We start from the raw sequence: 25,549 nt of genomic DNA, 5'->3' as shown, positions 1-25,549 counted from the left end.
GCGGTCACCGATCGGCGGCCGGGACGAGGCCCGGGGCGAACCGGTAGGACACGGCCTCCATCAGGGGCTTGCGCCGGGTGTTCTGGAAGGCGGCGATCCGCCACGGCGCGTCCGGCCCGGCGTCCGCGTCGCGGACGAGGGTGTAGGTCTGGATCTTGGTGAGCTTCGCCGGGCGCTTGCCCTTGTAGGTGTCCCCGCGGCCGTTGACCACGGCCACGCCCGGTCCGTAGAAGCGGACGTCGAGGATCTCGTCGGCCAGCCGGGTGCCCTTGAGGAACCCGGCGAAGAGGGTGCGGTGGCTCTCCACGATGTCGCGGCGGCCCCGGTAGTAGGTGCCGACGTAGGTGATGTACGTGGCGTCCTCGGTGAACAGTTCGCCGTACGCCTCGGCGTCGTGCTGCTCCCAGGCGGCGACGAGCCGGTCGAGCACGGTCCGGACGGCGGCGGCGGAACCGCTCGTGGACTCGCCGGGGGACTCGCTGGTGGACTGCTGCATGACGGACCACTCCCCAATTGGTTAGACTGAGGCAGATACTGATTGAAAGCAGTATCTGCATGCGTGCAGATATAAATGTAGGAGGAGATCCCGGGAATGGCAACAGGCAGCGGCGGCGCGGACGCGCACACGGTCTTCCGGCAGTACCTCGACGCCGTCGGCCTCCAGGGGCTGGCCAGCGCCGAGGCGGCCGGACTGCACACCTCCGAGTGGTACGCACTCAGCCTCATCACCCTGGAAGGGGGCCTGTCCTCCGGAGAGCTCGCCACGCGCACCGGCCTCACCACCGGCGCGACGACCCGGCTCATCGACCGCCTCGAACGGGCCGGTTACGCCCGCCGGGCCGCCGATCCGGGGGACCGGCGGCGGGTCATCGTGGAACCCGTACCGGACGCGCTGGACCGCATCGAGGGCGTGGTCGGACCGGCCCGCCGGCACATCGCGGCCGTGATCGGCTCCTACACCCCCGAGCAGCAGGCCCTGCTCTTCGACTACTTCGCCCGCGCCGCACCCGCGTTCCGCGCGGCCACGGAGGAGATCCGCGCCGGCACCGCCCCGCGCCGGAGCAAGGGCCGGCCGGCGGCCGAGTAGGGGAGCGAGGGGGGTGGCCGCGGAGCGGTGCGGCCGTCCCGTCAACAGGTGACGGCGGGCTCTCGTGCCTCTGCGTCAACCCCCGGACCTTCTGGTAACAGTGGGTCACATGCTCCCCTCCCACATGATGTTGAGCTGCCTGCTGGGTGCCGCGCTGCTCGCCCCCGTCCCCCTCGGGGCCGCCGAGAGCCACACCGGCACCGGCGCCGGCGCCGACGGCCGCACCGTCGACTACCGCGGGCTGCGCCTCACCGTCCCCGCCGACTGGCGGGTCGTCGACCTCGACCGCCACCCCGGCGCCTGCCTGCGCCTCGACGTGCCCACCCTCTACCTCGGGCACGCCGGCGCCCAGGGCGAATGCGGAGCCGCCCGCGCCGCGGCCCCCCGCGCCGACACCCTGCACCTGGAGCCGCTCGACGGGGCCCCGCCGCGCGCCGACATCCCCACGGTCGGAGGCGAGGAGGGCGACCCCCTGCCCAAGGTCCGGGGCGACAGCAACGAGATCCGCTACGCCCTGCGCCGCGCCGGGGTGATGGCCACCGTCTCCTACGGGTCCACCCCCGAGGCCGTCCGCTCCGTCCTCACCCGGGCCCGCGCCCTCACACCCCCGGCCGCCCCCGGCCCGGTCCCCGTCGATCCGGTCGGCGTCATCGGCGGAGGGTCCCGTACGACCGTCCAGACCCCCTTCACCGGCGAGGGGTTCGACGCCTGCACGGCCCCGACCCAGCGCACCATGGACGCGTGGCGGGCCGACTCGCCCTTCGGAGCCGTCGGCGTCTACATCGGCGGCCGTGCCCGCGCCTGCGCCCAGCCGCAGCTCACCGCGGGCTGGGTGAGCCGGCAGGCCGGGGCGGGCTGGCACCTGATGCCGATCTGGGTGGGGCCCCAGCCCTGGAACAGCTCCTCCACGGGGCTCTCCACCGACCCCTCGGAGGCCGACGAGCAGGGCCGGGCCGAGGCCGAGGGCGCGGCCCACGCGGCCGCGGCCCTGGGCATGGCCGGGGGCACGGTCCTCTACAACGACCTGGAGAACTACACGGACCGGGCCACCTGGGACGCCCCGGTCGTCGCCTACCTCACGGCCTGGACGGTCCGGCTGCACGAACTGGGCTACGGGGCCGCCGCCTACGTCTCGGCGAGTTCCGGGGCCAAGGCGCTGAGCGCCCACTACGCCCAGGCCCCGGAGGCCATGCCCGACGTGCTGTGGGTGGCCCGCTGGAACGGATCGGCCTCGGTCACCGACGCCGACCTGGGGCTCCCCGCCGGGACCGGCCAGTGGACGGGGGGCCGCCGCGCCCACCAGTTCCGGGGCGACCACGACGCCACGTACGGGGACGTGACGCTCAACATCGACCGGAGCTGGCTGGACGTCGGCGCCCTGACGCCGGCCAAGGCCCAGGCGCCGAAGGCCCCGAAGCCCTCGAAGGCCCCGAAGGCCCCGGGCAAGACCAAGAAGGCTCCCGCGAAGTCCCGCAAGGCCCCCGCCAAGATCCCGGCCACGTCCCCGGCCAAGCTTCCGCTCAAGCTCCCGGTCGAACTCCCGGTCAAGGCGCCCGCCGGTTCGCCGGCGGCCGCCCCGGCGAAGAACCCGGCCAGGGTCTAGAGGGGGGAGACCCTGGGGCGAGCCCCCGGTTCAGCCCGCCGCAGGCTCCTCGCGGGCCGGTTCGTCGTCGTTGCCCCGGCGCAGGGTGCGCAGTCCGTGCTCCGGGGTCCACGAGCGGACCACCAGGTCGTCGCCCTCCACCCCGACGTGGACCACCTCCGTCAGCTCGGCGCGGAACAGGTCGAAGGGGTGCGGGGTGTCGTTCTCCTCGGCCTCCTCCGCGTACCGGTGGAGCTCGGGCTGTTCCACGATCTCCACCGCCCGCCCGGCGATCCGCACGTCCCCGTCGGGCATCGTCTCGCCCGCGCCCGGGTTGGTGTGCAGGGCGAAGCGGGGATCGCGCCGCAGGTCTTTCCCCTTCATCGAACCCGGCATCATGCCCAGCCACAGCTCGCCGCCGCGGATCTCGACGTTCAGCCCGGTCGCGCGCGGGGAGCCGTCCTTGCGCAGGGTCGCCAGGACGTGGTGCGGGAACTGCGCGAAGCGGGCCCGGACGGCCCCCGCGAATTCCGGTTCCGCCTTTTCGAATACGGCCCAGTTGTTCGTCGTCATAGCTCCATCAAAGCGCGAGGCGCTCCCACCCGCCGCTCAGGCGCGCACGATTCCCGCCGCCCGGGCCGCCGCCAGCCACCCCGGGAACTCCCCGACCAGCCGGTCGTACAGCTCCGAGTCCGCTAGGGTCCGCGGGTCCGGGCCGGCGTGGAAGTAGCCCGCGTTGTCCACCACCCGCTTCTGCGGGACGGGCAGTTCGTCCAGCCGCCGCAGGAAGTCGAACTGTGAGCTGCGGGTGTTCCCGAAGCCGACGAACTGCCAGAAGAGCGGCAGCCGGGCCGCCTTGCACAGGTACCGCTCGGCGGCGAGCTTGTTGATGGGGCCGCCGTCGGTCTGGAAGACCACGAGCGCGGGGAGCGTGGATCCCGAGTCCAGGTAGTGGTCGATCACCGCGTCCATCGCCGCGTGGTAGGCCGTCTTGCCCATGTGGCCGAGGCCGGCGGCGATGGCGGTGACCCGCCCCTCGTGGCCGGCCAGGGAGATCTCCTCGACCGCGTCGACCTCCGTGGAGAAGAACACGACCGGCACGCGGGCATCGTCGTCCAGGTGCGCCGACAGCCCCAGCACCCGGTCGGCGAGGGCCTGCACGCTGCCGTCGTCGTAGTACGGGCGCATGGAGCCGGAGTAGTCGAGCACCAGGTAGACCGCCGCCCGGCCGCCCTCCAGACCGTGGGTGCGCAGCGAGGTCCCGGCGCTCTTGTACAGGCTCACCAGCGCCGGGGCGGTCTCTTCGATCTTCCGGAGGTCCATCGCGCTGCCCGTCATGGGCCGAGCGTACGACAGCCCGCGCGCTGCGCGCCGCTGCTTCCCGGGCCCGGCCCGCCCCCGCGTAACCCGCCCCCGCGTAACCCGCCCCCGCGTCACCCGGCCGGGAGGAACCCCAGCCGGGCCGCCAGCCGTTCGCGGTGGGCTGCGGGGGAGCCGAAGAGCAGGGCCGAGCCGTGGGCCCGCTTGAAGTACTCGTGCGCCTCGTGCTCCCAGGTGATGCCGATGCCCCCGTGCAGCTGGATCATCTCGCCCGCCACGTACGCGAAGGCCTCCGAGCAGGCGGACCGGGCGGCGGCCGCCAGGTCCGGGTCCGCGTCGGCGGCGGCCGCCGCGAGCGCGAGCGAGCGGGCTCCCTCCACCGCGGTGTGCAGGTCGGCCAGCCGGTGCTTGACCGCCTGGAAGGAGCCGATGGGCCGCCCGAACTGCACCCGCTCCTTCGCGTACCGGACCGTCGCCTCCAGCGCCCGGGCCGCCGCGCCCGCCTGCTCGGCGGCCAGCGCCGTGCAGGCCAGGTCCCGGACCCGGGCGAGGACCCCGGCCCCGTCGGCCGACAGCAGCCGGGCCGGGGTCCGGTCCAGGGTCAGCTCCGCGAGGGGCCGGGTGAGGTCCATGGTGGACCGTACGGTGAAGGCCGCCGGCGGGGCGAGGAGTTCGAACAGCCCGAGCGGTCCGTGGCCCCGGCCTGGTCCGGTGCCGTTACTGGCTCCGGCCCCGGGCCCGCCGGCTGCGCCCGGGACCGGGGCCGTCCTGGCGAAGGCCAGCAGCAGGGACGGTTCCGCCGGGCCAGCCAGGATGTACCGCTTGCTGCCCGTGAGCACCCAGCCGGAGCCCGCCGGCTCGGCCCGGGCCGTGAGCTCGTGGGCCTCCCAGCTCCCGCGAGGGCCGCCTGCCCCGGCTTCCGAGCCCGCCCCGGCTTCCGCGCCTGCCCCGGCTTCCACGCCGGAGCCGCTGCTCGCCCGCGAGCCCGCGCCGGCCTTGCGGGGCGCCGGTCCGTCGCCCGGATCCTCCGCCCAGGCCAGGGCCCCCACGGCCGTCCCCTCCGCCAGCTGCGGCAGGTGCTTCGCGCAGGCCTCCCGGTCACCGGACGCGAGCAGGGCCCCTGTGGTCAGCACCGCCGAGCCCAGGTACGGTACGGGGCTCAGCGCGCGCCCCAGTTCCGCCATGACCACCCCGACCTCGGCCGGACCGCAGCCCAGCCCGCCGTACTCCTCGGGGACCGCCAGCGCGGCCGCGCCGATCTGCGCCGTCAGCGGAGCCCAGGCCGCGTGGCCGGGGTGGCGGGCCAGGACCGCCCGTACCGCGTCCCGGAGTTCCCCGTGCTCCGCGGTCGGCTCCAGCAGGCCCGTGCCGACCCCGCTCGTGCCGGCTCCGCTCATGCCGACCCCCTTCATGCCGACTCCCCTCGCGCCGCGCGGCGCAGCTCCGTCTTCAGCAGCTTGCCGCCCGCGTTGCGCGGGAGTTCCGCCAGCCGGGTGAACCGGCGCGGCACCTTGAAGTTGGCCAGCCGTTCCCGGGTCCAGGCGGTCAGCTCCTCGGCGGTGACCGGCCCGGTGGTGACGACGTAGGCCACCCCGACCTCGCCGAGCCGCTCGTCGGGGGCGCCGACGACCGCCGCGTCGGTGATGGCGGGGTGGGTCAGCAGCACGTTCTCCACCTCCGCCGGGTAGGCGTTGAACCCGCCGACCACGTACATGTCCTTCAGCCGGTCGGTGATGGAGAGGTAGCCCCGCCCGTCGAGCACGCCGATGTCCCCGGTGCGCAGCCAGCCGCCGGGCAGGACGGCGTCCGCGGTGCTCGCCGGGTCGTCCAGATAGCCGGGGGTGACGTGGTAGCCGCGGACCTGCACCTCGCCCGGCTCCCCGGCGGGCAGCACCGCGCCGAGCGGGTCGGTGATCCGTACCTCGGTGTCCGGCAGTGGCGGGCCGACGGTGTGGGCGAGGGTCCGGGCATCGGCGTCGGTGGGGCAGACGGAGACGACCCCGCCGGACTCGGTGAGCCCGTACGCGGTGAACACGTCGGGCGCCCCCAGTTCGGTGCGGATCTCCTCGACGAGGGAGGCGGGCACCGAGGCGGCTCCGGTGCCGGCCAGGCGCAGCGCGGACAGGTCGTGCGCGGCCCGCGCGGGGTGGCGGATCAGGCCGTGGAAGACGGTCGGCGGGCCCATCAGGCAGGTGACGCGCTCGGCGGCCATGCGGTGCAGGATGCGGTCGGTGTCGTAGACCGCCTCGGGGAGCATGGTGACCCCGCGCAGCAGGCAGGCGAGCACCCCGGCCTTGTAGCCGAAGGTGTGGAAGAAGGGGTTGACCAGCAGGTACCGGTCGCCGGGGCGCAGGGTGACGAGGCCGGACCAGGAGGCGTAGAGCCGGAGGGTCTGGCCGTGGGTGGTCATGACGCCTTTGGAGCGGCCGGTGGTGCCGGAGGTGTAGAGGATGTCGCTGAGGTCCTCGGGGCGCACGGCGGCCCCGCGTGCGGCGCGCTCGGCGTCGGGGACCTCCTCGCCGGCCCGCAGGTACGCCTCCCAGGAGACGGCCCCGGGCGGGCCGCCGGGCCCTGCGCCGCCGGGCCCTGCGCCGCCGTCCCCCTCGCGCGCACCCTCGCGCACCCCCTCGCGTCCGTCGCGCAGGATCACGGTCGAGGCGAGCGCCCCGAGGTCTTCGCCGGAGGCGTGCAGGTCACGGGCGTAGTCGGTACCGAGGAACCCGCGCTCGGTGAGCAGGACGCGGGAGCCGCTGCGCCGGATGATGTCGGCGGCCTCGGCGGGCTTGTAGCGGGTGTTGACCGGTACGAGGACGGCTCCGGCGCCGACCGCGCCGAGGGCGGCGGTGATCCAGTGGCGGCTGTTGGGGGCCCAGATCGCGACCCGGTCGCCCGGGCGGATGCCGTGGGCGATGGCGGCGCGGGCGGCCGCGGAGATCTCGGCGGCGAGGCGGGCGAAGGTCCAGCGGACCTCTCCGTCGGCGAGCGCCTCGCGCTCCCCGTACGCGGCGGCGGCGTACTCGGGGAGCCGGGCGAGCGTGCCGGGCGGCTGCGGCTGCAACCGGGGCTGTGGCTGTGGCTGTGGCTGAGGCGGGGGTGGTGGTGGCATCGGACCCTCCCTACTTGACGAGCGAGCGTGGGCGGTATCCAATCACAGGTGTTTCGGTTAGGCATATACCTAGTAGAAATAATCAGGGGGTTCCCATGAGGGAGGAAGTCGTGTCCGCCATGAAGTCGGTCCTGTCCAGCTTCTGCACCGGCGTCGCCGTCATCACGGCGCGCGGAGCCGACGGCCGTCCCGTCGGGATGGCCGTGCAGTCCTTCTCGTCCGTGTCCCTGGACCCGCCGCTGGTCTGCTTCTGCCCGGCGCGCACGTCCACCACCTGGCCCCGGATCCAGGCGGCCGGAGCCTTCGCCGTCAACATCCTCGCCGCCGACCAGCAGGAACTGTGCCGCCGGTTCGCCGTCACCGGGGGCGACAAGTTCGCCGGGGTCCCCTGGCGGGCCGGCGGCAACGGCGCACCGCTGCTGGACGGGGTCCTCGCCACCGTCGCATGCGATCTGGAGGCGGTCCTGGACGGCGGCGACCACGCCATCGCGCTGGGCCGGGTCACCGCCCTGACGGCGCACCGCGAAGGCGCGCCGCTGCTCTACTTCCGGCGCACCTACGGGCGCTTGCCGGGCGTGCCCGGGGCGGGGTCCGGTGCGGGATCCGGTGCGGGGTCCGCCGTGCGCCCGCTCGCCAGCGCGGCGATGTCGTCCAGCATGGCGGCCGCCAGGTCGCGCTCGGAGGCGTAGTACCGCTCCGCCCACTTGAGGGTGAGCGTCGGGTACGCCCACGCGGCCTCTTCCCGGGCCCCGTCCGCGTCGGCCACCGCGCGCCGCCGCATCTTCTCCGCGAACTCCTGGTGCTGTACGAGGACTTCGCGCATCTGCTCCGGCTCCAGCAGGTGGCCCAGCCACAGCCGCAGCATCGGCCCGTGCTTGAGCACCGGCGGGTCGACGGGTGCCTCGCGCGCCCAGCGCCGTACGGCCGTCATGCCCTCGTCCGTGATCCGGTAGACCCGCTTGTCGCGGCTGCCGGTCTCCTGGGCGACCATCCGCGAAGAGGCGTAGCCGGCCTTCTCCAGCCGCTTGAGCTCGCTGTAGATCTGGCTGAAGGACGGGCTCCAGTAGAAGAAGCGCAGCGACCAGTCCGACCACTTCTTCAGGTCGTAACCGGAGAGCTCCTCCCCGAAGGAGAGCAGCCCGAGCACCGCCCAGCTGGTCGCGGGGAGCGTGCGCCCGTTCGTGTCTTCTGCCGCCTCGTTGGTCACGCAGCGCAGTCTACGACCGGTCCGCGGCCGGTCCTCGTGGTGGCTCTTCCCCCAACCCAATATGACTGCTAGAAGTATTCCTATTCGAAATACATCACCGATGTGCCGTGCACAGCGCACGGCTGGGAGGCACCCCGTGAAGTTCTCGATGATCTTCGAGGCGCAGCTCGTCGACCCGACGCCCGCACGCGAGCGCCAGGTCATCCACGACTGCGTCGAACAGGCCGTGTTCGCCGAGGAGATGGGCTTCGACCGGATCTGGGCCGTGGAACACCACTCCCTCACCCAGTACGCCCACATGAGCGCCTCCGAGATCTTCCTGACCTGGGTCGCCGCCCGGACCGAGAAGATCCGCATCGGCCACGGCGTCGTCACCATGCCCTTCGGCTACCAGCACCCCGTGCGCGTGGCCGAACGCGCCGCCATGCTCGACGTGCTCTCCGGCGGCCGCGTGGACATCGGCGCCGGACGCGGGGCCACCCGCCAGGAGATGTCCATGTACGGGGTCCGCCCCGAGGACACCTACCCGCAGATGGAAGAGGCGCTGCGGATCTTCTCCTCCGCCTGGCGGGAGGAGGAGTTCGAGTGGCACGGCTCCATCGACATCGGCCCCGGCGCGATCCTGCCCCGGCCGGTCCAGGACCCGCACCCGCCGCTCTTCATGGCCTGCTCCAAGCACGACACCCTCAAGCTCGCCGCCGAACTGGGCATCGGAGCCCTCGTCATGGGCTTCGCCGGCGCCGACGACGTCCGCACCATGCGCAAGGTCTACGACGAGGCCATCGCCACCCGCAGCGGGGACCGCTTCGTCTCCACCGAGGTCAACGACCACCTCTCCGCGCTCTGCCCCACCATCGTCCTCGACGACGCCGAACGCGCCCTGCGCCTGGGCACCCGCGGCCAGCGCTTCTTCGCCGAGTCCATCGCCCACTGGTACGGCAACGCCCCCGAGCCGACGGGCTACTCCGAGGACGAGACCGCCGAGGAGCACGTGGCCGCGCTGGACAAGGGCCGCCAGGAGCTGGTCGCCAAGCTCCACGAGGCGAACATCCCGGCCCGCCCCATAGACACCGGCACCTACAACGCCGAGCATGCCTACGGCAACGCCCAGACGGCCATCGCCTACGTCGAGCAGCTGCGCGAGATCGGCGTCGACGAGGTCATGTGCCTGATCCAGATGGGCACCGTCCCCCAGGAGGCCTGCATGGAGACCATCCGCCAGTGGGGCGAAACGGTCATCCCGCACTTCCGTGCCCTGGAAGGCTGACCCGTGAGCATCTCCCTCGACGGCAAGGTCGTCGTCATCACCGGCGCCGGACGCGGCCAGGGCGCCGCCGAGGCCCGGCTGTGCGCCGAGGCCGGAGCACGGGTCGTCGTCACCGACATCCGGGAGGAGGAGGGCCGCGAGGTCGCCGCCTCCCTCGGCGACCGGGGCCTCTACGTCCGCCACGACGTGGCCGACGCCGACAGCTGGGCGGAGGTGGTCCGCGAGGCCGTACGGGCCTTCGGGACGGTCTCCGCCCTCGTCAACAACGCCGCGCTGTGGCGCACGGCCCACGTGGAGCGCCAGGGCCTGGCGGACTTCGAGGCCCTCCTGCGGGTCAACCTGCTCGGGCCGTTCCTCGGCATCCAGGCGGTGGCCCCGGTACTGCGCGCCGGCGGGGGCGGCTCGATCGTCAACGTCTCCTCCACCGCCGGACTGGTAGGCATCCCGGGCCACGCGGCGTACGGCTCCAGCAAGTTCGCCCTGCGCGGGCTGACCAAGTCGGCCGCGCTGGACCTGGCGCGGGACCGGATCCGGATCAACTCCGTGCATCCGGGGGCGATCGACACCCCGATGGTCAGCGAGGCCGTCGCGGGGCGGGACTGGTCGCACCTGCCGCTGGGGCGGATCGGACGGCCCGAGGAGGTCGGGGAGCTCGTCCTGTTCCTCTGCTCGGACGGCTCCTCGTACATCACGGGCGCGGAGTTCACGGTCGACGGCGGGATGACCGCGCGATGAGCGGCGCCGGCTCCCTGTCCCCGGCGGCCCGCCGGCTCTGCGACGCGATGGCGGCCCACTTCCCCGGGCCGGGGGACGCGGCGGCCCTGCGGGCGGCGGCCTCCGCCTCCCCGGGCGGCGGCCCGGAGGTGGCCTCCTTACGGGACGCGGTCGCGGACGGGGTCCCCGTCCGGATCTACGACCCGGCCCCGGGCGCCGGGGGGCGCCCGCTGGTGGTGTTCCTCCACGGCGGGGGCTGGGTCATGTGCGGCCCCGACACCCACGACGCGCTGTGCCGGGCCCTGGCCGTGGCCTCGGGCGCGGTGGTGGTCTCCGCGGACTACCGCCTCGCGCCCGAGCACCCCTGGCCGGCCGCGCCCGACGACGCGCTGACGGTGCTGCTGTGGGCCCGGGCCCGGGCGGCCGCGCTGGGCTGCGACCCCGCGCGGCTGGTCGTCGCCGGAGACTCCAGCGGAGGCAACCTCGCGGCCGTCACCGCCCTGCGGGCCCCCGGGCTCATCGCCGGCCAGCTCCTCTTCTACCCGCCGCTGGACGCCTCGATGGGACACCCCTCGGTGGCCGAGTTCGGGGAGGGGTACTTCCACACGGCCGCGCACATGGCCTGGTACTGGGACCAGTACGGCGGCGACCCGGAGCACCCCCACGTCTCCCCGCTGCGGGCCCCCGACCTCTCGGGGCTGCCGCGCACGCTGCTGGTCCTGGCCGACTGCGACGTCCTGCGGGACGAGGGCCTGGCCTACGGGCGCCGGCTGGGCGAGTCGGGAGTCGACTGCGGTATCCACCTGGTCCCCGGGGTGTTCCACGGCTTCCTCGGCCTGCCGCTGCCCGCGGCGGCCTCGGCGATCGGGGCGGCGGGGGCGTGGATCGCGGCGACGGCCGCGAAGTAGGGGAGAGGTGAGGGGGAAGGGGGCTGGGCGGCCGGATTCGAACCGGCGTCCTCCTCCATGATGTGTAGGCGCACTACCTCTGTGCTACGACCCAGCCCTTGCCCCGGATCCTAGTCCCGGCCCCGCCGGACGCGCATCCGAATACCCCCGGCATGATGTGCGCATGTCGATATCGGCCCCGGGGGCCCTGGTGCGCAACTCCCTGGCCCTCGCAGCGGAGTTCGCCGCCGCTCTGCTGATGCGCGGCTCCCAGTCGCACTGGCTGCCGGTGCTGCTGGCCCTGGTCGCGCTCGTGTCCGGACTGCCCCACGGCACCGAAGCCGGCTTCGTCCACCGGATCGTGCTCGCGCTGGGCGCGGTGGCGATCGCCCTGTCCGCGGCCCAAGCCCTGGACGCCGCCGACCCGCTCCTCTGGCAGCTCCTGACCGGCGCCCTGGTCCTGACCCAGACGGTCTCCCTGACCCGCCTCTCGCGCACCTGAAAACCGCTGGTCGCAGCCGTTGCCACCCGCCTACGCTGCGCCCATGTCCCCTACTACGACCCTGTGGCGCCCGACGGGCCCGGTGGAGCTCGGCCTGGTCCGCGACCTCGACTGGCGGGCCTGGCCGCCGCGACTGCCCGAGCAGCCGATCTTCTATCCGGTGCTGAACGAGGACTACGCGGTCCGCATCGCCAGTGACTGGAACGTCAAGCACAGCGGGTCCGGCTATGTGACGCGGTTCGAGGTGGACTCGGCGTTCCTGGAGCGGTACCCGGTCCGGCAGGCCGGCGGGGAGACCATCCTGGAGCTGTGGGTTCCGGCGGAGGAGCTGGACGAGTTCAACGCGCACATCGTGGGGCGGATCGAAGTGGTGCGCGAGTTCCACGCGTGAGCGGGGCGGGAGGGGCTTTTCCCCTACCCGCCCTTCGCCCGTTCCCCGGGCTGTGCCCGGACCCCTTCTGGGGCTCCGCCCCGGACCCCGCGCCTCAAACGCCGGCGAGGCTGGATGCCGGAGGCTACAGCCGCTCGATGATGGTGACGTTGGCCTGGCCGCCGCCCTCGCACATGGTCTGGAGGCCGTAGCGGCCGCCCGTGCGCTCCAGTTCGTGGAGCAGGGTCGTCATCAGCTTGACGCCCGTCGCGCCGAGGGGGTGTCCCAGGGCGATCGCGCCGCCGTTGACGTTGACCCGCTCCGGGTCCGCGCCCGTCTCCTTCAGCCAGGCCAGGGCCACCGGGGCGAAGGCCTCGTTGATCTCGACCAGGTCGATGTCGGCCAGGGACATGCCCGTCTTCTTCAGGGCGTACGCCGTCGCCGGGATCGGCGCCGACAGCATGCGGATCGGGTCCTCGCCGCGCACCGAGAGGTGGTGGATGCGGGCCCGCGGGCGCAGCCCGTGTTCCCGTACGGCCCGCTCCGAAGCCAGCAGCATCGCCGCCGCGCCGTCCGAGACCTGGGAGGAGACCGCCGCCGTGATGGTGCCGCCCTCCATGACCGGCTTGAGCCCCGCCATCTTCTCCAGGGTGGTGTCGCGGCGCGGGCCCTCGTCCACCGACACCGCCCCGTACGGCACGATCTCCCGCTCGAAGCGGCCCTCGTCGATCGCGCGCAGCGCCCGCTGGTGGGAGCGCAGGGCGAACTCCTCCATGTCGAGGCGGGAGATGCCCCACTTCTCGGCGATCAGCTGGGCTCCGTAGAACTGGTTGACGGGGGAGTCCCCGTAACGGGCCCGCCACCCCTCCGAGCCCAGGTAGGGGCCCTCGGTGAAGCCGAGCGGCTCCGCCGCCTGCCGCGAGGCGAAGGCGATGGGGATCATGGACATGTTCTGGGTGCCGCCGGCGACCACCAGGTCCTGGGTGCCGGACATGACTCCCTGCGCCGCGAAGTGCACGGCCTGCTGCGAGGAGCCGCACTGGCGGTCGATGGTGACCCCCGGCACCTCCTCGGGGAGTCCCGCCGCCAGCCAGGCCGTCCGGGCGATGTCGCCGGCCTGCGGTCCCACCGTGTCGAGGCAGCCGAAGACCACGTCCTCCACGGCCGACGGGTCGATCCCGGACCGTTCGACGAGTGCCTTGAGCACGTGCGCTCCCAGGTCGGCCGGGTGGACCTCGGACAGGCCTCCCTTGCGCCGCCCCACGGGGGTGCGTACCGCTTCGACTATGTAGGCCTCGGGCATCAGAACTCCTCAGGGTTACGTGCGTGTGGCGATGCCGTCCAGGACCATCGAGAGGTACTGGCGGGCGATCTCCTCGGGGCTGTGCTGGCCGCCCGGCCGGTACCAGGACGCCGCCACCCACACCGTGTCGCGCACGAAGCGGTAGGTGAGGCGGATGTCCAGGTCGGCGCGGAAGATGCCGTCCGCGACCCCGCGCTCCAGCGTCCCCAGCCACGCCTTCTCGAACTTGACTTGCGAGTCGGAGAGGTAGTGGAAGCGGGGCTGGACCGACAGGGTCCGGGATTCCTTCTGGTAGATGGCGACCGCGGCACGGTGCCGGTCGATCTCCCGGAACGATTCGGTGACGAGGGCCTCGATGGTCTCCCTGGGGCCGAGACCGGCGGCGAGGACGGTGTCGTACCCCTCCCACAGCTCGGTCAGGAAGGCGGAGAGGATCTCGTCGAGCATCGATTCCTTGGAATCGAAGTGGTAGTAGAGGCTGCCGGCGAGCATGCCGGCGGCGTCGGCGATCTTGCGGACGGTGGTGGCGTTGTAGCCCTGCGCGGCGAAAACCTCGGCGGCGGTGTCGAGGAGTTCGCGGCGGCGTTCGGGCGACGCCGTCACCTGGGGCTTCTTCTTGGCCGTCGATGCGATCGGCTTGTTCGTTGGCACCCGGCCATTCTCGTCACAGGTCGCCTACGCGTGCTGACTGCTGACCGACACGGTCTCGCCCGTCATGTACGAGGAGTAGCCGCTGGCAAGGAACACGATGACGTTGGCGACCTCCCAGGGCTCGGCGTACCGGCCGAAGGCCTCGCGGGCGGTGAGTTCGGTGAGCAGCTCCTCGCTGGTGACCTTCACCAGGTGCGGGTGCATGGCCAGGCTCGGCGCGACCGCGTTGATCCGTACGCCGAACTCCGCGGCCTCCAGCGCCGAGCAGCGGGTCAGCGCCATCACCCCGGCCTTGGCGGCGGCGTAGTGGGCCTGCCCGGTCTGGGCGCGCCAGCCGACGACGGAGGCGTTGTTGACGATCACCCCGCCCGTTCCGGAGGCCTTCATCGCGCGCATCGCGGCGCGGGTGCAGCGGAAGGTGCCGTTCAGGGTGACGTCGAGGACGCGCGACCACTGGTCGTCGGTCATGTCGACGAGGTGCGCCGTGCCGCCGAGCCCGGCGTTGTTGACGACGAGGTCGAGGCGGCCGTGGAGCCGCTCGGCGAGCGCGAAGAAGGCGCCCACCTGCTCCTCGTCGGTGACGTCGCAGGGCAGGGAGGCGACCCGGTCCGCGCCGAACTCCGCGGCCAGCGCCTCCTCGCTCTCCTTGAGGCGGCGGGCGTGCGCGTCGCCGATGAGGACGCGGGCCCCCTCCTCCAGGAAGCGGCGGGCGGTGGCCCCGCCGATGCCGGCGCCGGCGGCCGCGGTGATCACGGCGCTCCGGCCGGCCAGCAGCCCGTGTCCGGACACGTACTGGGGTGCGTTGCCGATCGGGTTCACGCCCGTACCTCCTTGGGAAGGCCGAGGATGCGCTCGGCGACGATGGTGCGCTGGATCTCGTCGGAGCCGGCGTAGAGGGTGTCGGCGCGGGAGAAGAGGAAGAGCCGCTGCCAGTCGTCGAGGTCGTACGGGTCCCCGTGCGCCCCGGCCGCGAGGAGGGAGGCGGCTCCGCAGACGTCCATGGCGAGTTCGCCGAGGTCCCGGTGCCAGCGGGCCCAGTACAGCTTGGCCGTGGACGGGGCGACCCCGGGCCGCAGCGCGGAGGCGCGCATGGTCTCCAGGCCGATCCAGGCCCGCACGAGCCGGTCGCGGATCAGCGGATCGGCGATCGCCCCGTTGCGCCGCGCCAGTGCGGCCAGGTCTTCGAGCTCGCGGCGGAAGCCGACCTGCTGGCCGAGGGTGGAGACGCCGCGCTCGAAGCCGAGGGTGGCCATGGCGACGGCCCAGCCCTCTCCGGGCGCGCCGACCACGTGGGCGGCGTCGGTGCGGGCCCCGTCGAAGAAGACCTCGTTGAACTCGGAGGTCCCGGTCAGCTGCACGATGGGCCGGACCTCCACCCCGGGCTGGTCCATCGGGACCAGCAGGTAGGAGAGCCCGGCGTGCCGGCGGGAGCCGGGCTCGGTGCGGGCGACGACGAAGCACCACTGCGCCTCGTGGGCCAGGGAGGTCCAGATCTTCTGGCCGTCCACCACCCACGCGCCGTCCGTCAGGGCGGCCCGGGTGCGGATGTTCGCCAGGTCCGAGCCGGCGTCGGGCTCGCTGTAGCCCTGGCACCACAGTTCCTCCACGGCCCGGATGGGCGGCAGGAAGCGCCGCCGCTGCTCCTCGGTGCCGTGCGCGATGAGGGTGGGGCCGAGGAGCTGCTCCCCTATGTGGTTGACGCGGGCGGGCGCGTCGGCGAGCGCGTACTCCTCGTGGAAGGCGATCTGCTGCGCCGTGCTCGCGCCCCGGCCCCCGTACGCGACGGGCCAGCCCACGCAGGTCCAGCCGTGCGCCGCCATATGCCGCTCCCACGCGAGGCGTTCGGCGAAGGCCTCGTGTTCCCGGCCCGGTCCGCCGCGGCCCTTGAGGGCGGCGAACTCGCCGGTGAGGTGGGCCTTCAGCCAACTCCGAACCTCGGTGCGGAACTCCTCGACGCTGCTCATGCCCGTACGTTAACCTACCAAACACTTGTTAGGGAAGGATCAGGGATGCCCGAAGAGACGCCCGACGAAACCCCCGTGCTCTACGAGCGCCGCGGCCCGGTCGCGTACGTGACCATGAACCGCCCCCGGTACCGCAACGCCCAGAACAGCGCGATGACCTACGCCCTCGACGACGCCTTCTACCGGGCCGCCGACGATCCCGCGGTCAAGGTCCTCGTCCTGGCCGGGGCCGGCGAGCACTTCTCGGCGGGCCACGACATCGGCACCCCCGAACGCGACGCGCACCTGCCCTTCGAACGCCGGGCGGGCCTGTGGTGGGACCACTCCCAGCGCTCCGGAGCCGAATCCCGCTTCGCCCGCGAATCCGAGGTCTACCTCGGCATGTGCCGGCGCTGGCGCGAACTGCCCAAGCCCGTCATCGCCTCCGTCCACGGCGCCTGCGTGGCCGGCGGGCTGATGCTCGCCTGGGTCTGCGACCTGATCGTGGCCAGCGAGGACGCCTTCTTCGCCGACCCCGTCGTCCGCATGGGCATCCCGGGCGTCGAGTACTTCGCCCACCCCTGGGCCATGCCCCCGCGCATCGCCAAGGAGTTCCTCTACACCGGCGACCGGATGCCCGCCCGCCGGGCCCACGAGATCGGCATGGTCAACCGCGTCGTCGAGCGGACCGAACTGGCCGCGGCCACCGACCGGCTCGCCCTGCGCATCGCCGAGATGCCCTCCTTCGGACTCGCCCTCACCAAGCGGGCCGTCAATCAGGCCGAGGACCTCCAGGGCCTGCACACCGGCATGGACTCCGTCTTCGGCCTGCACCACCTCGCCCACGCCCACAACGCCGAGACGGCGGCGGACTCGCTCGGCGGCATGAACATCGCCGCCATGAAGGAGGCGAACAGCTGATGGACCTGAACCACGCGGCCGACGTGGAGGCCTTCCGGGCCGAGGCGCGCGCCTGGCTCGCCGCCCACGTGCCCGCCACCCCCCTGCCCTCGCTGGAGACCCGCGTGGGCTTCGCAGCCCACCGGGAATGGGAGGCGCTCCTGCACTCCGCCCGCTGGTCGGTGGTCTCCTGGCCCGAGGAGTACGGCGGCCGCGGCGTCGGCATCGAGCACTGGCTGGTCTTCGAGGAGGAGTACTGGGCCGCCGGCGCACCCGGCCGGGTCTCGCAGAACGGCATCAACCTGCTCGCCCCCACCCTCTTCGACCACGCCACCGAGGAACAGCGCGCCCGCATCCTGCCCTCCATGGCCAGTGGCGCGACGATCTGGGCCCAGGCCTGGTCCGAGCCCGAATCCGGCTCCGACCTCGCCTCCCTCACCTCCCGCGCGGTGCGCACCGAGGGCGGCTGGCTGCTCACCGGGCAGAAGACCTGGTCCTCACGGGCCGCCTTCGCCGACCGGGCCTTCGGCATCTTCCGCACCGACCCCGACGCCCCCAAACCCCACCAGGGCCTCACCTACCTGATGTTCGACCTGCACGCCCCCGGGGTCACCGTGCGGCCCATCGGCCGCCTCGACGGCAAGCCCGCCTTCGCGGAGCTCTTCCTCGACGAGGTCTACGTCCCCGACGCGGACGTCATCGGGGAACCCGGCCAGGGCTGGCGGATCGCCATGTCCACCACCGGCAACGAGCGCGGACTGACCCTGCGCGCCCCCGGCCGCTTCCTCGCCGCGGCCGACCGGCTCGTGGACCTGTGGCGGAGCCACGGGGACCCCGCCGACACCGCCCTGCGCGACCGGGTCGCCGACGCGGTCGTCGGAGCCCGCGCCTACCAGCTCTTCACCTGGGCCAACGCCTCCCGCTTCGCCGCCGGGGAGACGATCGGCGCCGAGTCCAGCCTGAACAAGGTGTTCTGGTCCCAGTACGACATCGCCCTGCACGAGAGCGCCCTCGACCTGCTGGGCCCCGACGCGGAACTCGCCGACGGGGAATGGGCCGAGCCGTGGATCTTCTCCCTCGCCGGCCCCATCTACGCGGGAACCAACGAGATCCAGCGCGACATCATCGCCGAGCGGCTGCTCGGCCTCCCGAAGGGCCGCCGCTGATGCGCTTCCTGCCGTCCGAGGAACAGTCCGACTTCGCCCGCACCCTGCGCACCCTGCTCGCCGCCTCCGACGTCCCGGCGGCGGTACGGGCCTGGGGCGCGGGCGACCACACCCCGGGCAAGGCCCTGTGGGCGCGGCTCGCCGCCACCGGACTGTTCGCCCTCGCGGCCGACGAGGCCCACGAGGGCATGGGCCTGCTCCCGGCGGAGATGGCCTTCGGATACGTGGAGCTGGGCCGCGCCGGGGTCCCCGGCCCGGTGGTGGAAACGGCGGCCGCCGCCGTACTCCTGACCCGGCTCGGCGACGGAACACTGGCCAAGCGGTTCCTCCCCGGACTCGTGGCGGGAGAGACCTCGGCCACCCTCACCCTGCCCGGCGGGGGCCCGTACGCCCTCGACACCGACGCGGCCACCCACCTCTTCACGGTCTCCCCGGCCGGGGAGCTCCGCCTCGCCCCCGGCGCCGGACCGCTGCGCACCTCCACCGACCCCGCCCGCCGCCTCGCCCTCCCCGACGGCGGCGGCGAACTCCTCGCCACCGGCCCGGCGGTCACCGCCGCGGCCCGGGACGCCGCCGACTGGGCCCGGCTGCTCACCGCCGCCCAGTGCCTCGGCACCGGCGAGGCCCTTCTCGCCCGCACCGTGGAGTACGCGAAGCAGCGCACGCAGTTCGGTACCGCGATCGGCGGCTTCCAGGCGGTGAAGCACCGGCTCGCCGACACCCTGCTCGGCCTGGAGTTCGCCCGGCCGCTGCTCTGGGCCGCCGCGCTCTCCCTGGACCCCGGGGAGGTCGCGGCGGCCAAGCTGACCGCGGGCGAAGCGGCGTACGCGGCCGCGCTGACCGCCCTCCAGCTCCACGGAGCCGTCGGCTACACCGAGGAACTCGACCTCTCCCTGTGGCTGCGCAAGGCCCGCCCGCTGCGCGACGCCTGGGGAAGCCCCGCGCAGTGCCGGGCGGCGGTGCTTCAGGAGCGGCTGCGGTAGAAGGCCGCCGACACGGCGTTCACCACCACGATCACCGCGAACCACAGGACCGGCAGCCGCTGCCCGAGCGCGACCAGCGCCAGGGCGGCGGCGCCGAACACCACCGCCTTCACCCGAGCTGCCGGGGCGGAACCCACCACTCCGCGCCGGGCCGTCTCAGATGACGGCCACGCTGAGGGTGACCAGGTACGGCTCCTCCACCACTCCGTCCGGGAACGCCGGAGCCAGCCGCTGCCGCTCGGCGTCCAGGAACTCCCGGGTGCCGGCCTCGCCGAGCAGCAGGAACGCGGAGTGGCTGGCCAGGTTCGCCAGGTGCGCCTCCAGCGGGATCCGCCGGGACCACGGGACGGTCGTCGTGGCGAAACCGGAGGCAAGGCCGCGCGGGAGCGTGCGGTAGCCCAGCGTCTGGGCGGTCCCGCCCACCGCACCGGCCCCGCCCGCGACCGCGCCGCCCGGGCCGTCCGCCCCGAAGAAGGCGCGGATCCGCTCGCCCTGCGCCGCGACCCAGCCGGCCGACTCGTCCAGATCGTTCCACCAGATCGCCAGCGCCCCGCCGGGCTTCAGCACCCGGCGGGCCTCCGGCACGGACCGCGCCGGATCCGTCCAGTGCCAGGCCTGGGCGTACGTCAGGAAGTCGAAGGCGGCCCCGGCCAGCGGCAGCCGGTCCCCGTCCCCGCGCACGAGCGGGATCCCCGGCCGGGTGCGCCGGAACTCCGCGGCCATCCCGTCCCCGGGCTCCACCGCCACCACCTCGGCCCCCCGGGCGTGCATCGGCGCCGTCCCGATCCCGGTCCCCGCACCCACGTCGGCGACCCGGGCCCCGGCGAACCGGCGCCCGGCCAGCTCCTCGACCGCGTCGTACAGCGCCTCGGGATAACCGGGCCGGTGCCGCCCGTAGAGAGCGGCGGCACCGTCGAAGGACCGCGCCCGGGAGCGGGGAGCCGTCCGCGTCGGCTGGGTTGTCATGAAGCCATTCTTTTCGACCGGGCCCGTCCAGGCCAGCCCTCCGGGGCCGGGCTCACGCGGCGCGGACCAGCCCCGCCTCGTAGGCGAGGATCGCGGCCTGGGTGCGGTTGGAGAGGTCGAGCTGCGTCAGGATCCGGGAGACGTACGTCTTCACGCTCGCCGGGGACAGGTGCAGCGCCTGCGCTATCTGCAGGTTCGTGCGGCCCTCGCCGACCAGGGCGAGGACGTCGCGCTCGCCGGGGGACAGGGTGGAGAGCTGCTCCGCGTGGTCGGGCGTGCCGGTGCGGGTGTCCGCCCGTTCCAGGAGGACCCGCATCACCCCGGGGGCCAGCGCGCTGCCGCCCGCCGCGACCGTACGGATGCCGGCGAAGAGCTCCTCGGGGCGCAGGTCCTTCAGCAGGAACCCGGCCGCCCCGGCCCGCAGCGCGTCCAGGACCAGGTCGTCCGCCGTGTACCCGGTGAGGACGAGCACGCGCGGAGGCTCCGGCAGACGCAGCAGCTGCACGGTGGCCTCCAGGCCGTCGACCTTCGGCATGACCAGGTCCATCAGCACCACGTCCGGCCGGTACGTGCGCGCCAGCGGTACGGCCTCGGCCCCGTCGGCGGCCTCCGCGACCACCTCGATGTCGGGCGCGCTCGCGAGCAGGGTCACCAGTCCCGACCGTATGAGGCCCTGGTCGTCGACCACCATCACGCGGATCGTCATGTGACCCACCTCCCCTGAATCCCCGTCTCTGTGCGGACATTACCGGCATACCGGGACTTAAGGCCCGTCAACCCTCCTTCCCCAGTCCCCTTTTGCTGTCCCGCTTGTCCTCTTTCGGCGACTTCGAGGACCCCCCGTCCTCCCGGACGGTGGATACCGAGGCGGAACGCACCACCGCTCCACCCGGTGCACCGGCCTCCGCACATGTCCCCGACGTCAGGAACCCCGCATGTCTTTCCCCTCTGCCCGCACCCTCGCCGGTCTCGTCGTCGCCGGTATCGCCGCACCCGCCGCCGTGGGTCTCGTGGCACAGCCCGCGTCCGCCGCGTCGGTCGGCACGTGGGACAAGGTCGCCCAGTGCGAGTCCACCAGCGACTGGAGCATCGACACCGGCAACGGCTACTACGGCGGCCTGCAGTTCTCCTCCGGCACCTGGGCGGAGTTCGGCGGCCGGCAGTACGCCCCCCAGGCCGACCAGGCCACCAAGGCGCAGCAGATCGCCGTCGCCGAGAAGGTCCTGGCGACCCAGGGCCCCGGCGCCTGGCCCTCCTGCGGCAAGCTCGCCGGCCTCCAGCGCGGCGGCCCGGCCCCCGAGGCACCGGAAGCTCCCGAAGCTCTTGCCGGGGGCGCCGGCACCTCGACCGCGAACAAGAACGGCGACGCCGCCCCGAAGGCCCGGGGCGCGAACGCCTACACCGTCGCCGCCGGCGACACCCTCGGCACCATCGGCTCGGAACTCGGCGTCAGCTGGCAGACCCTCTACTCCGAGAACCGCTCGGTGATCGGGTCCGACCCCGACGTGATCTTCCCGGGCCAGCGCCTCGCGTACGGCTCCGGCGGCTCCGCCGACTCCGGCAGCAGCACCCCGGCCGCCGCGCCGAAGCCGGCCGGCAAGACGAGCTCCTCCAGCTCCTCGGAATCCTCCGAGAGCAGTGCCAAGGGCAGCTCCAAGAGCAGCGGCGCCGAGGGCGTACTGCCCGTCTCGGGCGGCAGCATCTCCGCCCGCTACCACCAGGCGGGCGGCTGGGCCGCCGGCTACCACACCGGCATCGACTTCGCGGTGTCCACCGGCACCCCGGTCCGGGCCGCGGCCGCGGGCACCGTAGTCTCCTCCGGCTGGCAGGGCGCGTACGGCAACGCCGTGGTCATCAAGCACGACGACGGCCGCTACACCCTGTCCGCCCACCTCTCCTCGGCGACCGCCTCCGAAGGCGAGCGGGTCTCCGCCGGCGAGCAGATCGGCCGCTCCGGCAACACCGGCAACTCCACCGGCCCGCACCTCCACTTCGAGGTCCGCTCCAGCAACAGCTACGGCGCCGACGTCAACCCGGTCACCTGGCTGAACGGCCTCGGCGTCTCCCTGTAGCCGCGAACCGGCTCAACACGTCCCCCCGGGATGCCCCTTCGGCGGAAGAAGGGCAACCTGGGGGGACGTTCTGGTGTGTTCTGCGCATTTCCATGCGCAGGCGGGGGAGGGGTGGAGTCATGCAGGCCGTGCCCGGTCGCGCCGGACAGCTGCTGGAACGGGGTCTGCGCACCCTGACCGGGGAGAGCAGCGGGGCGCCCGACCCGGTGCGGGCCCACCGCACCGACCTCTGGCTCGCCCTGGCCTGCGGACTGCTCACCACCCTCAACCTCCACGACGTCCACCGCTTCGGCTTCGTCACCGACTACCCCACGAGCCTGGCCGTCGGCTGGCTCGCGGCCCTCTCCCTGCTCTGGCGCCGCTCCCACGCCTGGCTCCCGGCCCTCGTGGCCACCGCCGCCACCCTGATCTCCGACGACCGGGGCCCCCTGGTCTTCGGCGCCTACGCCCTGGCCGCGTACGGCAGGGCCCACCGCTGGGGCGGGATCCTGCTGATGGCCCTCGTCTACGCCGCCACCCGCGACGTGATCCTGCCGCTCGGCTACGCGGGACGCGACCCCGCCTCCTTCGTCCTCGGCTCCATCCTCGTGCCCGCCCTGTACGGGGAGACCGTGCGGCGCAACCGGCACGTCATGACCGCACTGCGCGAGCGGGCCCGCCAGGCCCACGCCGCCGTGGACCAGGCGGCCGATCTGGCCGTCGTCCAGGAACGCACCCGTTTGGCCCAGCGCACCCACGACGGGCTCGGCCACCGCCTCACCGCCCTCACCCTGCAGGCCGCCGCCCTGCGCCTGGACGCCGGGGCCGACCCCCGGGTCCGGGAGGCCGCCGGAGCCGTGGAGGAATCGGCGCGGGCCGCGATGGCCGAGGTCAGGGAGGTGCTGGACATGCTGACCGACCCCGCGGGCAGCCGCGCGTACACCTCGCCCGTGGACGTGGGCCGCTTCCTCGGCTCCCTGGCCCGGAACATGCGGGCCACCGGCATGGAGATCACCCACCACACCCGGCCCGGCCTGGGCGCCTTCCCCGCGGCCGACGGGCGGCTCCTGCTGCGGATCGCCCGCGAGGGCCTCACCAACGCGGCGAAGTACGCCCCCGGCTCCGCCGTCCGGATGAATCTGTACGCCCAGGACGGGGAGGTCCGCCTCGACGTGGTCAACACCGCCCCGGAGGGGGAGCGGATCGTCCTCGACTCCGGCGGCATGGGCATTCCGGGGCTCCGGCAGGCCCTCACGGAGGTGGGCGGCAACCTGCGCGCCGGACCCACCCAGGACGGAGGTCACATGCTCGCGGCGACACTCCCCGACCGACGTGTGCTAGCTTAGAGCTCGTTGCAGTTGTGGTACCCATGAACTTTATGTGCGCCTGACGGGATTGCTCCGACAGGCGCTTTTATTGTTTTGCCGGAATCTCCGGATGGGGCCCTTTGCCGCCTATTCAGGAGATTCAAAAATGGCACTTGGCACCGTGAAGTGGTTCAACTCGGAAAAGGGCTTCGGCTTCATCGAGCAGGACGGTGGCGGCCCGGACGTCTTCGCCCACTACTCGAACATCGCCACCCAGGGCTTCCGTGAGCTCAACGAGGGCCAGCGCGTGTCCTTCGACGTCACCCAGGGCCAGAAGGGCCCCCAGGCGGAGAACATCCTCCCCGCCTAAGGCAGTCAGCACGCCGGGGTCCGCACCGAGTAGGTGCGGGCCCCGGCTTGTCTGCTGTTTCGCACCATTTGATTGCAGTGCCTTAGTAGTACCTGCCGGTTTCAGGAGGGCTTTCCCGCATGACCAGCTCCAGCTCCGCACGACCCAGCCGCCGCCCCACCCGGGGTCGAGGTGCGGCCCAGGGACGTCCGAAGGCTGGCGCGGGACGGCAGAAGTCCGCCCCCGTAGCCAGGCCCCAAGAATTCACCATGCCCGAACCGCTGACCCCGGCCCTGCCGCCGGTGGACGCGTTCGGAGACATGGACATGCCCGAGGCGCTGCTGAAGACCCTCGCCGCCCAGGGCGTCACCGAGCCGTTCCCGATCCAGGCCGCGACCCTGCCGAACTCCCTCGTCGGCCGTGACCTGCTCGGCCGCGGCCGCACCGGCTCCGGCAAGACGCTGGCCTTCGGCCTGGCCCTGCTGGCCCGCACCGCCGGCCGCCGCGCCCAGCCGAAGCAGCCGCTGGCCCTGGTCCTCGTACCGACCCGCGAGCTCGCGCAGCAGGTCACCGACGCCATGTCCCCGTACGCCACGGCCGTCAACCTGCGGATCACGACCGTCGTCGGCGGCATGTCGATCAACCGGCAGTCCGGCGCCCTGCGCCGCGGCGCCGAGGTGCTCGTCGCCACCCCCGGCCGCCTGAAGGACCTCATCGACCGCGGTGACGCCGACCTCTCCCAGGTCTCCATCACCGTCCTCGACGAGGCCGACCAGATGACCGACATGGGCTTCATGCCGCAGGTCACCGCCCTGCTCAAGCAGGTCCAGCCCGAGGGCCAGACCATGCTGTTCTCGGCGACCCTCGACAAGAACATCGACAAGCTCGTCAAGATGTTCCTCACCGACCCGGTCGCCTTCTCCGTCGACCCGTCCGCCGGTGCGGTCAGCACGATGGAGCACCACGTCCTGTACGTCATGGACGAGACCGACAAGAAGGCCGTGGCCACGCGCATAGCCGCTCGCGACGGCCGGGTGATCATGTTCGTCGACACCAAGCGCGGGGTCGACCGCATGGTCAAGAAGCTCCTCGCCGACGGCGTCCGCGCCTCCGGCCTGCACGGCGGCCGCTCGCAGCCGCAGCGCAACCGGACCCTCGACTGGTTCAAGACGGGCGAGGTCACCGCGCTGGTCGCCACCAACGTGGCCGCGCGAGGCATCCACATCGACGACCTCGACCTCGTCGTCAACGTGGACCCGCCGACCGACCACAAGGACTACCTGCACCGCGGCGGCCGCACCGCCCGCGCCGGTGAGTCCGGCAGCGTCGTCACCCTGGTCCTGCCCGACCAGAAGCGCGACATGACCCGCCTGATGTCGGACGCCGGGATCTCCCCGCGCACCGCGCAGATCAAGTCCTCCGACGAGGAGCTCGCGCGCATCACCGGCGCCAAGGAGCCCTCGGGCATCCCGGTCGTCATGGAGGTGCCGCAGGCCACCCCGCCGCGCCAGCGCTCCACCGGCCAGGCCGGCGGCTCCGGCGGCGGCGCGCGCCGCCGCTCGGGCGGCCCGCGCACCGGCTCCGGCACGGGCGCGGCTCCGGCCGCCGGGGGCGGCCGCGGCCGTCGCACCGGTGGCGGCGCCGCCGGGCAGGCTCCGGCCTCCGGCTCCGGCCAGGCCCGCCGCGGCGGGCAGGGCGGACAGGGCGGCGCCACGGGCGGCTCCGGCGAGCGCGGCCGTCGTACCGGCGGTGCCCCCGCCGGCGGTGCGGCCGCGGCTTCGGCCCGCAGCCGGGTGGGTGGCGCCGGCCAGGGCCGCCGCCGCTCCGCCTGATCCGGACGATCTCGTACGCACCCCTGCGCCGGGCGGCACACGCCGCCCGGCGCAGG

Annotated in this window: 27 protein-coding genes, 1 tRNA gene and 1 pseudogene; 15 read left to right on the top strand and 14 right to left on the bottom strand. The window is 73.5% G+C overall.

Translation table 11 applies throughout. From position 1 onward, the window contains the following. Window positions 1-4: 4 nt before the first annotated feature. Complete coding sequence (locus ACIA8F_RS07215; RefSeq protein ID WP_399377240.1) at window positions 5-496, bottom strand: SgcJ/EcaC family oxidoreductase; 492 nt, start codon at window positions 494-496, stop codon at window positions 5-7. A gap of 96 nt (window positions 497-592) precedes the next feature. Here ACIA8F_RS07215 and ACIA8F_RS07210 point away from each other — a divergent pair, with 96 nt between their 5' ends. Together ACIA8F_RS07210 and ACIA8F_RS07205 are read left to right on the top strand one after the other, a co-directional pair. Beyond that, a complete protein-coding gene (locus ACIA8F_RS07210) occupies window positions 593-1,087 on the top strand; it encodes a MarR family winged helix-turn-helix transcriptional regulator (protein WP_399377239.1) in 495 nt (164 codons plus the stop codon). Window positions 1,088-1,196: 109 nt separating this feature from the next. Next, complete coding sequence (locus ACIA8F_RS07205) at window positions 1,197-2,690, top strand: glycoside hydrolase domain-containing protein (protein ID WP_399377238.1); 1,494 nt, start codon at window positions 1,197-1,199, stop codon at window positions 2,688-2,690. A 30-nt stretch (window positions 2,691-2,720) separates the two neighbouring features. Here the strand turns inward: ACIA8F_RS07205 and ACIA8F_RS07200 are convergent, their stop codons facing one another. From ACIA8F_RS07200 to ACIA8F_RS07185, 4 genes are all read right to left on the bottom strand, one after another. Beyond that, on the bottom strand, window positions 2,721-3,242 hold the full coding sequence (locus ACIA8F_RS07200; protein WP_399377237.1) for a pyridoxamine 5'-phosphate oxidase family protein: 522 nt from the start codon (window positions 3,240-3,242) through the stop codon (window positions 2,721-2,723). Window positions 3,243-3,278: 36 nt separating this feature from the next. Next, a complete protein-coding gene (locus ACIA8F_RS07195) occupies window positions 3,279-4,007 on the bottom strand; it encodes a VWA domain-containing protein (RefSeq protein ID WP_399377236.1) in 729 nt (242 codons plus the stop codon). 95 nt (window positions 4,008-4,102) lie between these two features. After that, the gene (locus tag ACIA8F_RS07190) at window positions 4,103-5,386 is read right to left on the bottom strand and encodes an acyl-CoA dehydrogenase family protein (RefSeq protein WP_399377235.1); all 1,284 of its coding nucleotides are present in this window, start codon (window positions 5,384-5,386) and stop codon (window positions 4,103-4,105) included. Between the two features lie 11 nt (window positions 5,387-5,397). Then, complete coding sequence (locus ACIA8F_RS07185; RefSeq protein WP_399377234.1) at window positions 5,398-7,047, bottom strand: FadD3 family acyl-CoA ligase; 1,650 nt, start codon at window positions 7,045-7,047, stop codon at window positions 5,398-5,400. 143 nt (window positions 7,048-7,190) lie between these two features. Here ACIA8F_RS07185 and ACIA8F_RS07180 point away from each other — a divergent pair. Then, a pseudogene (locus ACIA8F_RS07180) lies at window positions 7,191-7,604 on the top strand (flavin reductase family protein); the annotation flags it as partial. 47 nt (window positions 7,605-7,651) lie between these two features. Here ACIA8F_RS07180 and ACIA8F_RS07175 read toward each other — a convergent pair. After that, on the bottom strand, window positions 7,652-8,311 hold the full coding sequence (locus ACIA8F_RS07175) for a helix-turn-helix transcriptional regulator (RefSeq protein ID WP_399377348.1): 660 nt from the start codon (window positions 8,309-8,311) through the stop codon (window positions 7,652-7,654). 127 nt (window positions 8,312-8,438) lie between these two features. On the opposite strand from ACIA8F_RS07175, the gene ACIA8F_RS07170 reads away from it, so the two are divergent. From ACIA8F_RS07170 to ACIA8F_RS07160, 3 genes are read left to right on the top strand one after another with little or no spacing between them, the layout of a single operon-like run. After that, complete coding sequence (locus tag ACIA8F_RS07170; protein ID WP_399377233.1) at window positions 8,439-9,569, top strand: LLM class flavin-dependent oxidoreductase; 1,131 nt, start codon at window positions 8,439-8,441, stop codon at window positions 9,567-9,569. Between the two features lie 9 nt (window positions 9,570-9,578). Further along, a complete protein-coding gene (locus ACIA8F_RS07165; protein ID WP_399377347.1) occupies window positions 9,579-10,304 on the top strand; it encodes an SDR family NAD(P)-dependent oxidoreductase in 726 nt (241 codons plus the stop codon). Beyond that, entirely contained in the window at window positions 10,301-11,191 is an 891-nt protein-coding gene (locus ACIA8F_RS07160) for an alpha/beta hydrolase (protein WP_399377232.1), read from the top strand. The genes ACIA8F_RS07165 and ACIA8F_RS07160 overlap by 4 nt, the downstream gene beginning before the upstream one ends. Before the next feature lie 21 nt (window positions 11,192-11,212). On the opposite strand, the gene ACIA8F_RS07155 is transcribed toward ACIA8F_RS07160, so the two are convergent. Beyond that, window positions 11,213-11,287: transfer RNA gene (locus tag ACIA8F_RS07155), tRNA-Asp, on the bottom strand. Window positions 11,288-11,354: 67 nt separating this feature from the next. Here ACIA8F_RS07155 and ACIA8F_RS07150 point away from each other — a divergent pair. Together ACIA8F_RS07150 and ACIA8F_RS07145 are read left to right on the top strand one after the other, a co-directional pair. After that, on the top strand, window positions 11,355-11,672 hold the full coding sequence (locus ACIA8F_RS07150; protein WP_399377230.1) for a hypothetical protein: 318 nt from the start codon (window positions 11,355-11,357) through the stop codon (window positions 11,670-11,672). 43 nt (window positions 11,673-11,715) lie between these two features. After that, complete coding sequence (locus ACIA8F_RS07145) at window positions 11,716-12,063, top strand: hypothetical protein (RefSeq protein WP_399377229.1); 348 nt, start codon at window positions 11,716-11,718, stop codon at window positions 12,061-12,063. Between the two features lie 124 nt (window positions 12,064-12,187). On the opposite strand, the gene ACIA8F_RS07140 is transcribed toward ACIA8F_RS07145, so the two are convergent. From ACIA8F_RS07140 to ACIA8F_RS07125, 4 genes are read right to left on the bottom strand one after another with little or no spacing between them, the layout of a single operon-like run. Then, complete coding sequence (locus tag ACIA8F_RS07140) at window positions 12,188-13,345, bottom strand: acetyl-CoA C-acetyltransferase (RefSeq protein WP_399377228.1); 1,158 nt, start codon at window positions 13,343-13,345, stop codon at window positions 12,188-12,190. 15 nt (window positions 13,346-13,360) lie between these two features. Continuing rightward, window positions 13,361-13,996 carry a TetR/AcrR family transcriptional regulator gene (locus ACIA8F_RS07135; RefSeq protein WP_399377227.1) on the bottom strand — a complete coding sequence of 212 codons (636 nt, stop codon included), beginning with the start codon at window positions 13,994-13,996 and terminating at the stop codon, window positions 13,361-13,363. Between the two features lie 24 nt (window positions 13,997-14,020). Beyond that, complete coding sequence (locus ACIA8F_RS07130; RefSeq protein ID WP_399377346.1) at window positions 14,021-14,806, bottom strand: SDR family oxidoreductase; 786 nt, start codon at window positions 14,804-14,806, stop codon at window positions 14,021-14,023. Between the two features lie 5 nt (window positions 14,807-14,811). Beyond that, window positions 14,812-15,960, bottom strand: a complete 1,149-nt coding sequence (locus ACIA8F_RS07125) for an acyl-CoA dehydrogenase family protein (protein ID WP_399377226.1) — start codon at window positions 15,958-15,960, stop codon at window positions 14,812-14,814. A gap of 45 nt (window positions 15,961-16,005) precedes the next feature. Here ACIA8F_RS07125 and ACIA8F_RS07120 point away from each other — a divergent pair, with 45 nt between their 5' ends. From ACIA8F_RS07120 to ACIA8F_RS07110, 3 genes are read left to right on the top strand one after another with little or no spacing between them, the layout of a single operon-like run. Further along, window positions 16,006-16,860, top strand: coding sequence for an enoyl-CoA hydratase (locus tag ACIA8F_RS07120; protein ID WP_399377224.1), 855 nt, complete (start codon window positions 16,006-16,008; stop codon window positions 16,858-16,860). Further along, complete coding sequence (locus ACIA8F_RS07115; RefSeq protein ID WP_399377223.1) at window positions 16,860-18,005, top strand: acyl-CoA dehydrogenase family protein; 1,146 nt, start codon at window positions 16,860-16,862, stop codon at window positions 18,003-18,005. The genes ACIA8F_RS07120 and ACIA8F_RS07115 overlap by 1 nt, the downstream gene beginning before the upstream one ends. After that, window positions 18,005-18,988: an acyl-CoA dehydrogenase family protein gene (locus tag ACIA8F_RS07110; protein ID WP_399377221.1), complete on the top strand. Its 984-nt coding sequence runs from the start codon at window positions 18,005-18,007 to the stop codon at window positions 18,986-18,988. The genes ACIA8F_RS07115 and ACIA8F_RS07110 overlap by 1 nt, the downstream gene beginning before the upstream one ends. Here the strand turns inward: ACIA8F_RS07110 and ACIA8F_RS07105 are convergent. Genes ACIA8F_RS07105 through ACIA8F_RS07095 form a run of 3 tightly spaced genes read right to left on the bottom strand, consistent with a single transcriptional unit; the run spans window position 18,970 to window position 20,660 of the window. Next, window positions 18,970-19,125 carry a hypothetical protein gene (locus ACIA8F_RS07105; protein WP_399377220.1) on the bottom strand — a complete coding sequence of 52 codons (156 nt, stop codon included), beginning with the start codon at window positions 19,123-19,125 and terminating at the stop codon, window positions 18,970-18,972. The genes ACIA8F_RS07110 and ACIA8F_RS07105 overlap by 19 nt on opposite strands. Window positions 19,126-19,144: 19 nt before the next feature. Next, window positions 19,145-19,954: a class I SAM-dependent methyltransferase gene (locus ACIA8F_RS07100; protein WP_399377219.1), complete on the bottom strand. Its 810-nt coding sequence runs from the start codon at window positions 19,952-19,954 to the stop codon at window positions 19,145-19,147. Between the two features lie 52 nt (window positions 19,955-20,006). After that, complete coding sequence (locus ACIA8F_RS07095) at window positions 20,007-20,660, bottom strand: response regulator (protein ID WP_399377218.1); 654 nt, start codon at window positions 20,658-20,660, stop codon at window positions 20,007-20,009. A 229-nt stretch (window positions 20,661-20,889) separates the two neighbouring features. On the opposite strand from ACIA8F_RS07095, the gene ACIA8F_RS07090 reads away from it, so the two are divergent. The 4 genes from ACIA8F_RS07090 to ACIA8F_RS07075 all read left to right on the top strand — a co-directional run bounded on the left by ACIA8F_RS07090 (window position 20,890) and on the right by ACIA8F_RS07075 (window position 25,493). Continuing rightward, on the top strand, window positions 20,890-22,026 hold the full coding sequence (locus ACIA8F_RS07090; protein ID WP_399377217.1) for a peptidoglycan DD-metalloendopeptidase family protein: 1,137 nt from the start codon (window positions 20,890-20,892) through the stop codon (window positions 22,024-22,026). A gap of 119 nt (window positions 22,027-22,145) precedes the next feature. Next, window positions 22,146-23,351 carry a sensor histidine kinase gene (locus ACIA8F_RS07085; RefSeq protein ID WP_399377216.1) on the top strand — a complete coding sequence of 402 codons (1,206 nt, stop codon included), beginning with the start codon at window positions 22,146-22,148 and terminating at the stop codon, window positions 23,349-23,351. A 127-nt stretch (window positions 23,352-23,478) separates the two neighbouring features. After that, window positions 23,479-23,682, top strand: coding sequence for a cold-shock protein (locus tag ACIA8F_RS07080; protein WP_112447913.1), 204 nt, complete (start codon window positions 23,479-23,481; stop codon window positions 23,680-23,682). 119 nt (window positions 23,683-23,801) lie between these two features. Then, window positions 23,802-25,493 (top strand): DEAD/DEAH box helicase, encoded by a 1,692-nt coding sequence (locus ACIA8F_RS07075; protein ID WP_399377215.1) that lies wholly within the window; start codon window positions 23,802-23,804, stop codon window positions 25,491-25,493. The last annotated feature ends 56 nt before the right edge of the window (window positions 25,494-25,549 follow it).

The organism is Streptomyces sp. NPDC051563 (assembly GCF_044454225.1).
Taxonomy (GTDB): Bacteria; Actinomycetota; Actinomycetes; order Streptomycetales; family Streptomycetaceae; genus Streptomyces.
This window is presented reverse-complemented; position numbering and strand designations above follow the sequence as displayed.

Excerpts from the sequence above, each read along its gene's own strand:
- ACIA8F_RS07215 (WP_399377240.1), bottom strand. The coding sequence starts at position 496 with ATGCAGCAGTCCACCAGCGAGTCCCCCGGCGAGTCCACGAGCGGTTCC.
- ACIA8F_RS07210 (WP_399377239.1), top strand. The coding sequence starts at position 593 with ATGGCAACAGGCAGCGGCGGCGCGGACGCGCACACGGTCTTCCGGCAG.
- ACIA8F_RS07205 (WP_399377238.1), top strand. The coding sequence starts at position 1,197 with ATGCTCCCCTCCCACATGATGTTGAGCTGCCTGCTGGGTGCCGCGCTG.
- ACIA8F_RS07200 (WP_399377237.1), bottom strand. The coding sequence starts at position 3,242 with ATGACGACGAACAACTGGGCCGTATTCGAAAAGGCGGAACCGGAATTC.
- ACIA8F_RS07195 (WP_399377236.1), bottom strand. The coding sequence starts at position 4,007 with ATGACGGGCAGCGCGATGGACCTCCGGAAGATCGAAGAGACCGCCCCG.
- ACIA8F_RS07190 (WP_399377235.1), bottom strand. The coding sequence starts at position 5,386 with ATGAGCGGAGCCGGCACGAGCGGGGTCGGCACGGGCCTGCTGGAGCCG.
- ACIA8F_RS07160 (WP_399377232.1), top strand. The coding sequence starts at position 10,301 with ATGAGCGGCGCCGGCTCCCTGTCCCCGGCGGCCCGCCGGCTCTGCGAC.
- ACIA8F_RS07150 (WP_399377230.1), top strand. The coding sequence starts at position 11,355 with ATGTCGATATCGGCCCCGGGGGCCCTGGTGCGCAACTCCCTGGCCCTC.
- ACIA8F_RS07145 (WP_399377229.1), top strand. The coding sequence starts at position 11,716 with ATGTCCCCTACTACGACCCTGTGGCGCCCGACGGGCCCGGTGGAGCTC.
- ACIA8F_RS07140 (WP_399377228.1), bottom strand. The coding sequence starts at position 13,345 with ATGCCCGAGGCCTACATAGTCGAAGCGGTACGCACCCCCGTGGGGCGG.
- ACIA8F_RS07125 (WP_399377226.1), bottom strand. The coding sequence starts at position 15,960 with ATGAGCAGCGTCGAGGAGTTCCGCACCGAGGTTCGGAGTTGGCTGAAG.
- ACIA8F_RS07120 (WP_399377224.1), top strand. The coding sequence starts at position 16,006 with ATGCCCGAAGAGACGCCCGACGAAACCCCCGTGCTCTACGAGCGCCGC.
- ACIA8F_RS07115 (WP_399377223.1), top strand. The coding sequence starts at position 16,860 with ATGGACCTGAACCACGCGGCCGACGTGGAGGCCTTCCGGGCCGAGGCG.
- ACIA8F_RS07110 (WP_399377221.1), top strand. The coding sequence starts at position 18,005 with ATGCGCTTCCTGCCGTCCGAGGAACAGTCCGACTTCGCCCGCACCCTG.
- ACIA8F_RS07100 (WP_399377219.1), bottom strand. The coding sequence starts at position 19,954 with ATGACAACCCAGCCGACGCGGACGGCTCCCCGCTCCCGGGCGCGGTCC.
- ACIA8F_RS07095 (WP_399377218.1), bottom strand. The coding sequence starts at position 20,660 with ATGACGATCCGCGTGATGGTGGTCGACGACCAGGGCCTCATACGGTCG.
- ACIA8F_RS07090 (WP_399377217.1), top strand. The coding sequence starts at position 20,890 with ATGTCTTTCCCCTCTGCCCGCACCCTCGCCGGTCTCGTCGTCGCCGGT.
- ACIA8F_RS07085 (WP_399377216.1), top strand. The coding sequence starts at position 22,146 with ATGCAGGCCGTGCCCGGTCGCGCCGGACAGCTGCTGGAACGGGGTCTG.
- ACIA8F_RS07080 (WP_112447913.1), top strand. The coding sequence starts at position 23,479 with ATGGCACTTGGCACCGTGAAGTGGTTCAACTCGGAAAAGGGCTTCGGC.
- ACIA8F_RS07075 (WP_399377215.1), top strand. The coding sequence starts at position 23,802 with ATGACCAGCTCCAGCTCCGCACGACCCAGCCGCCGCCCCACCCGGGGT.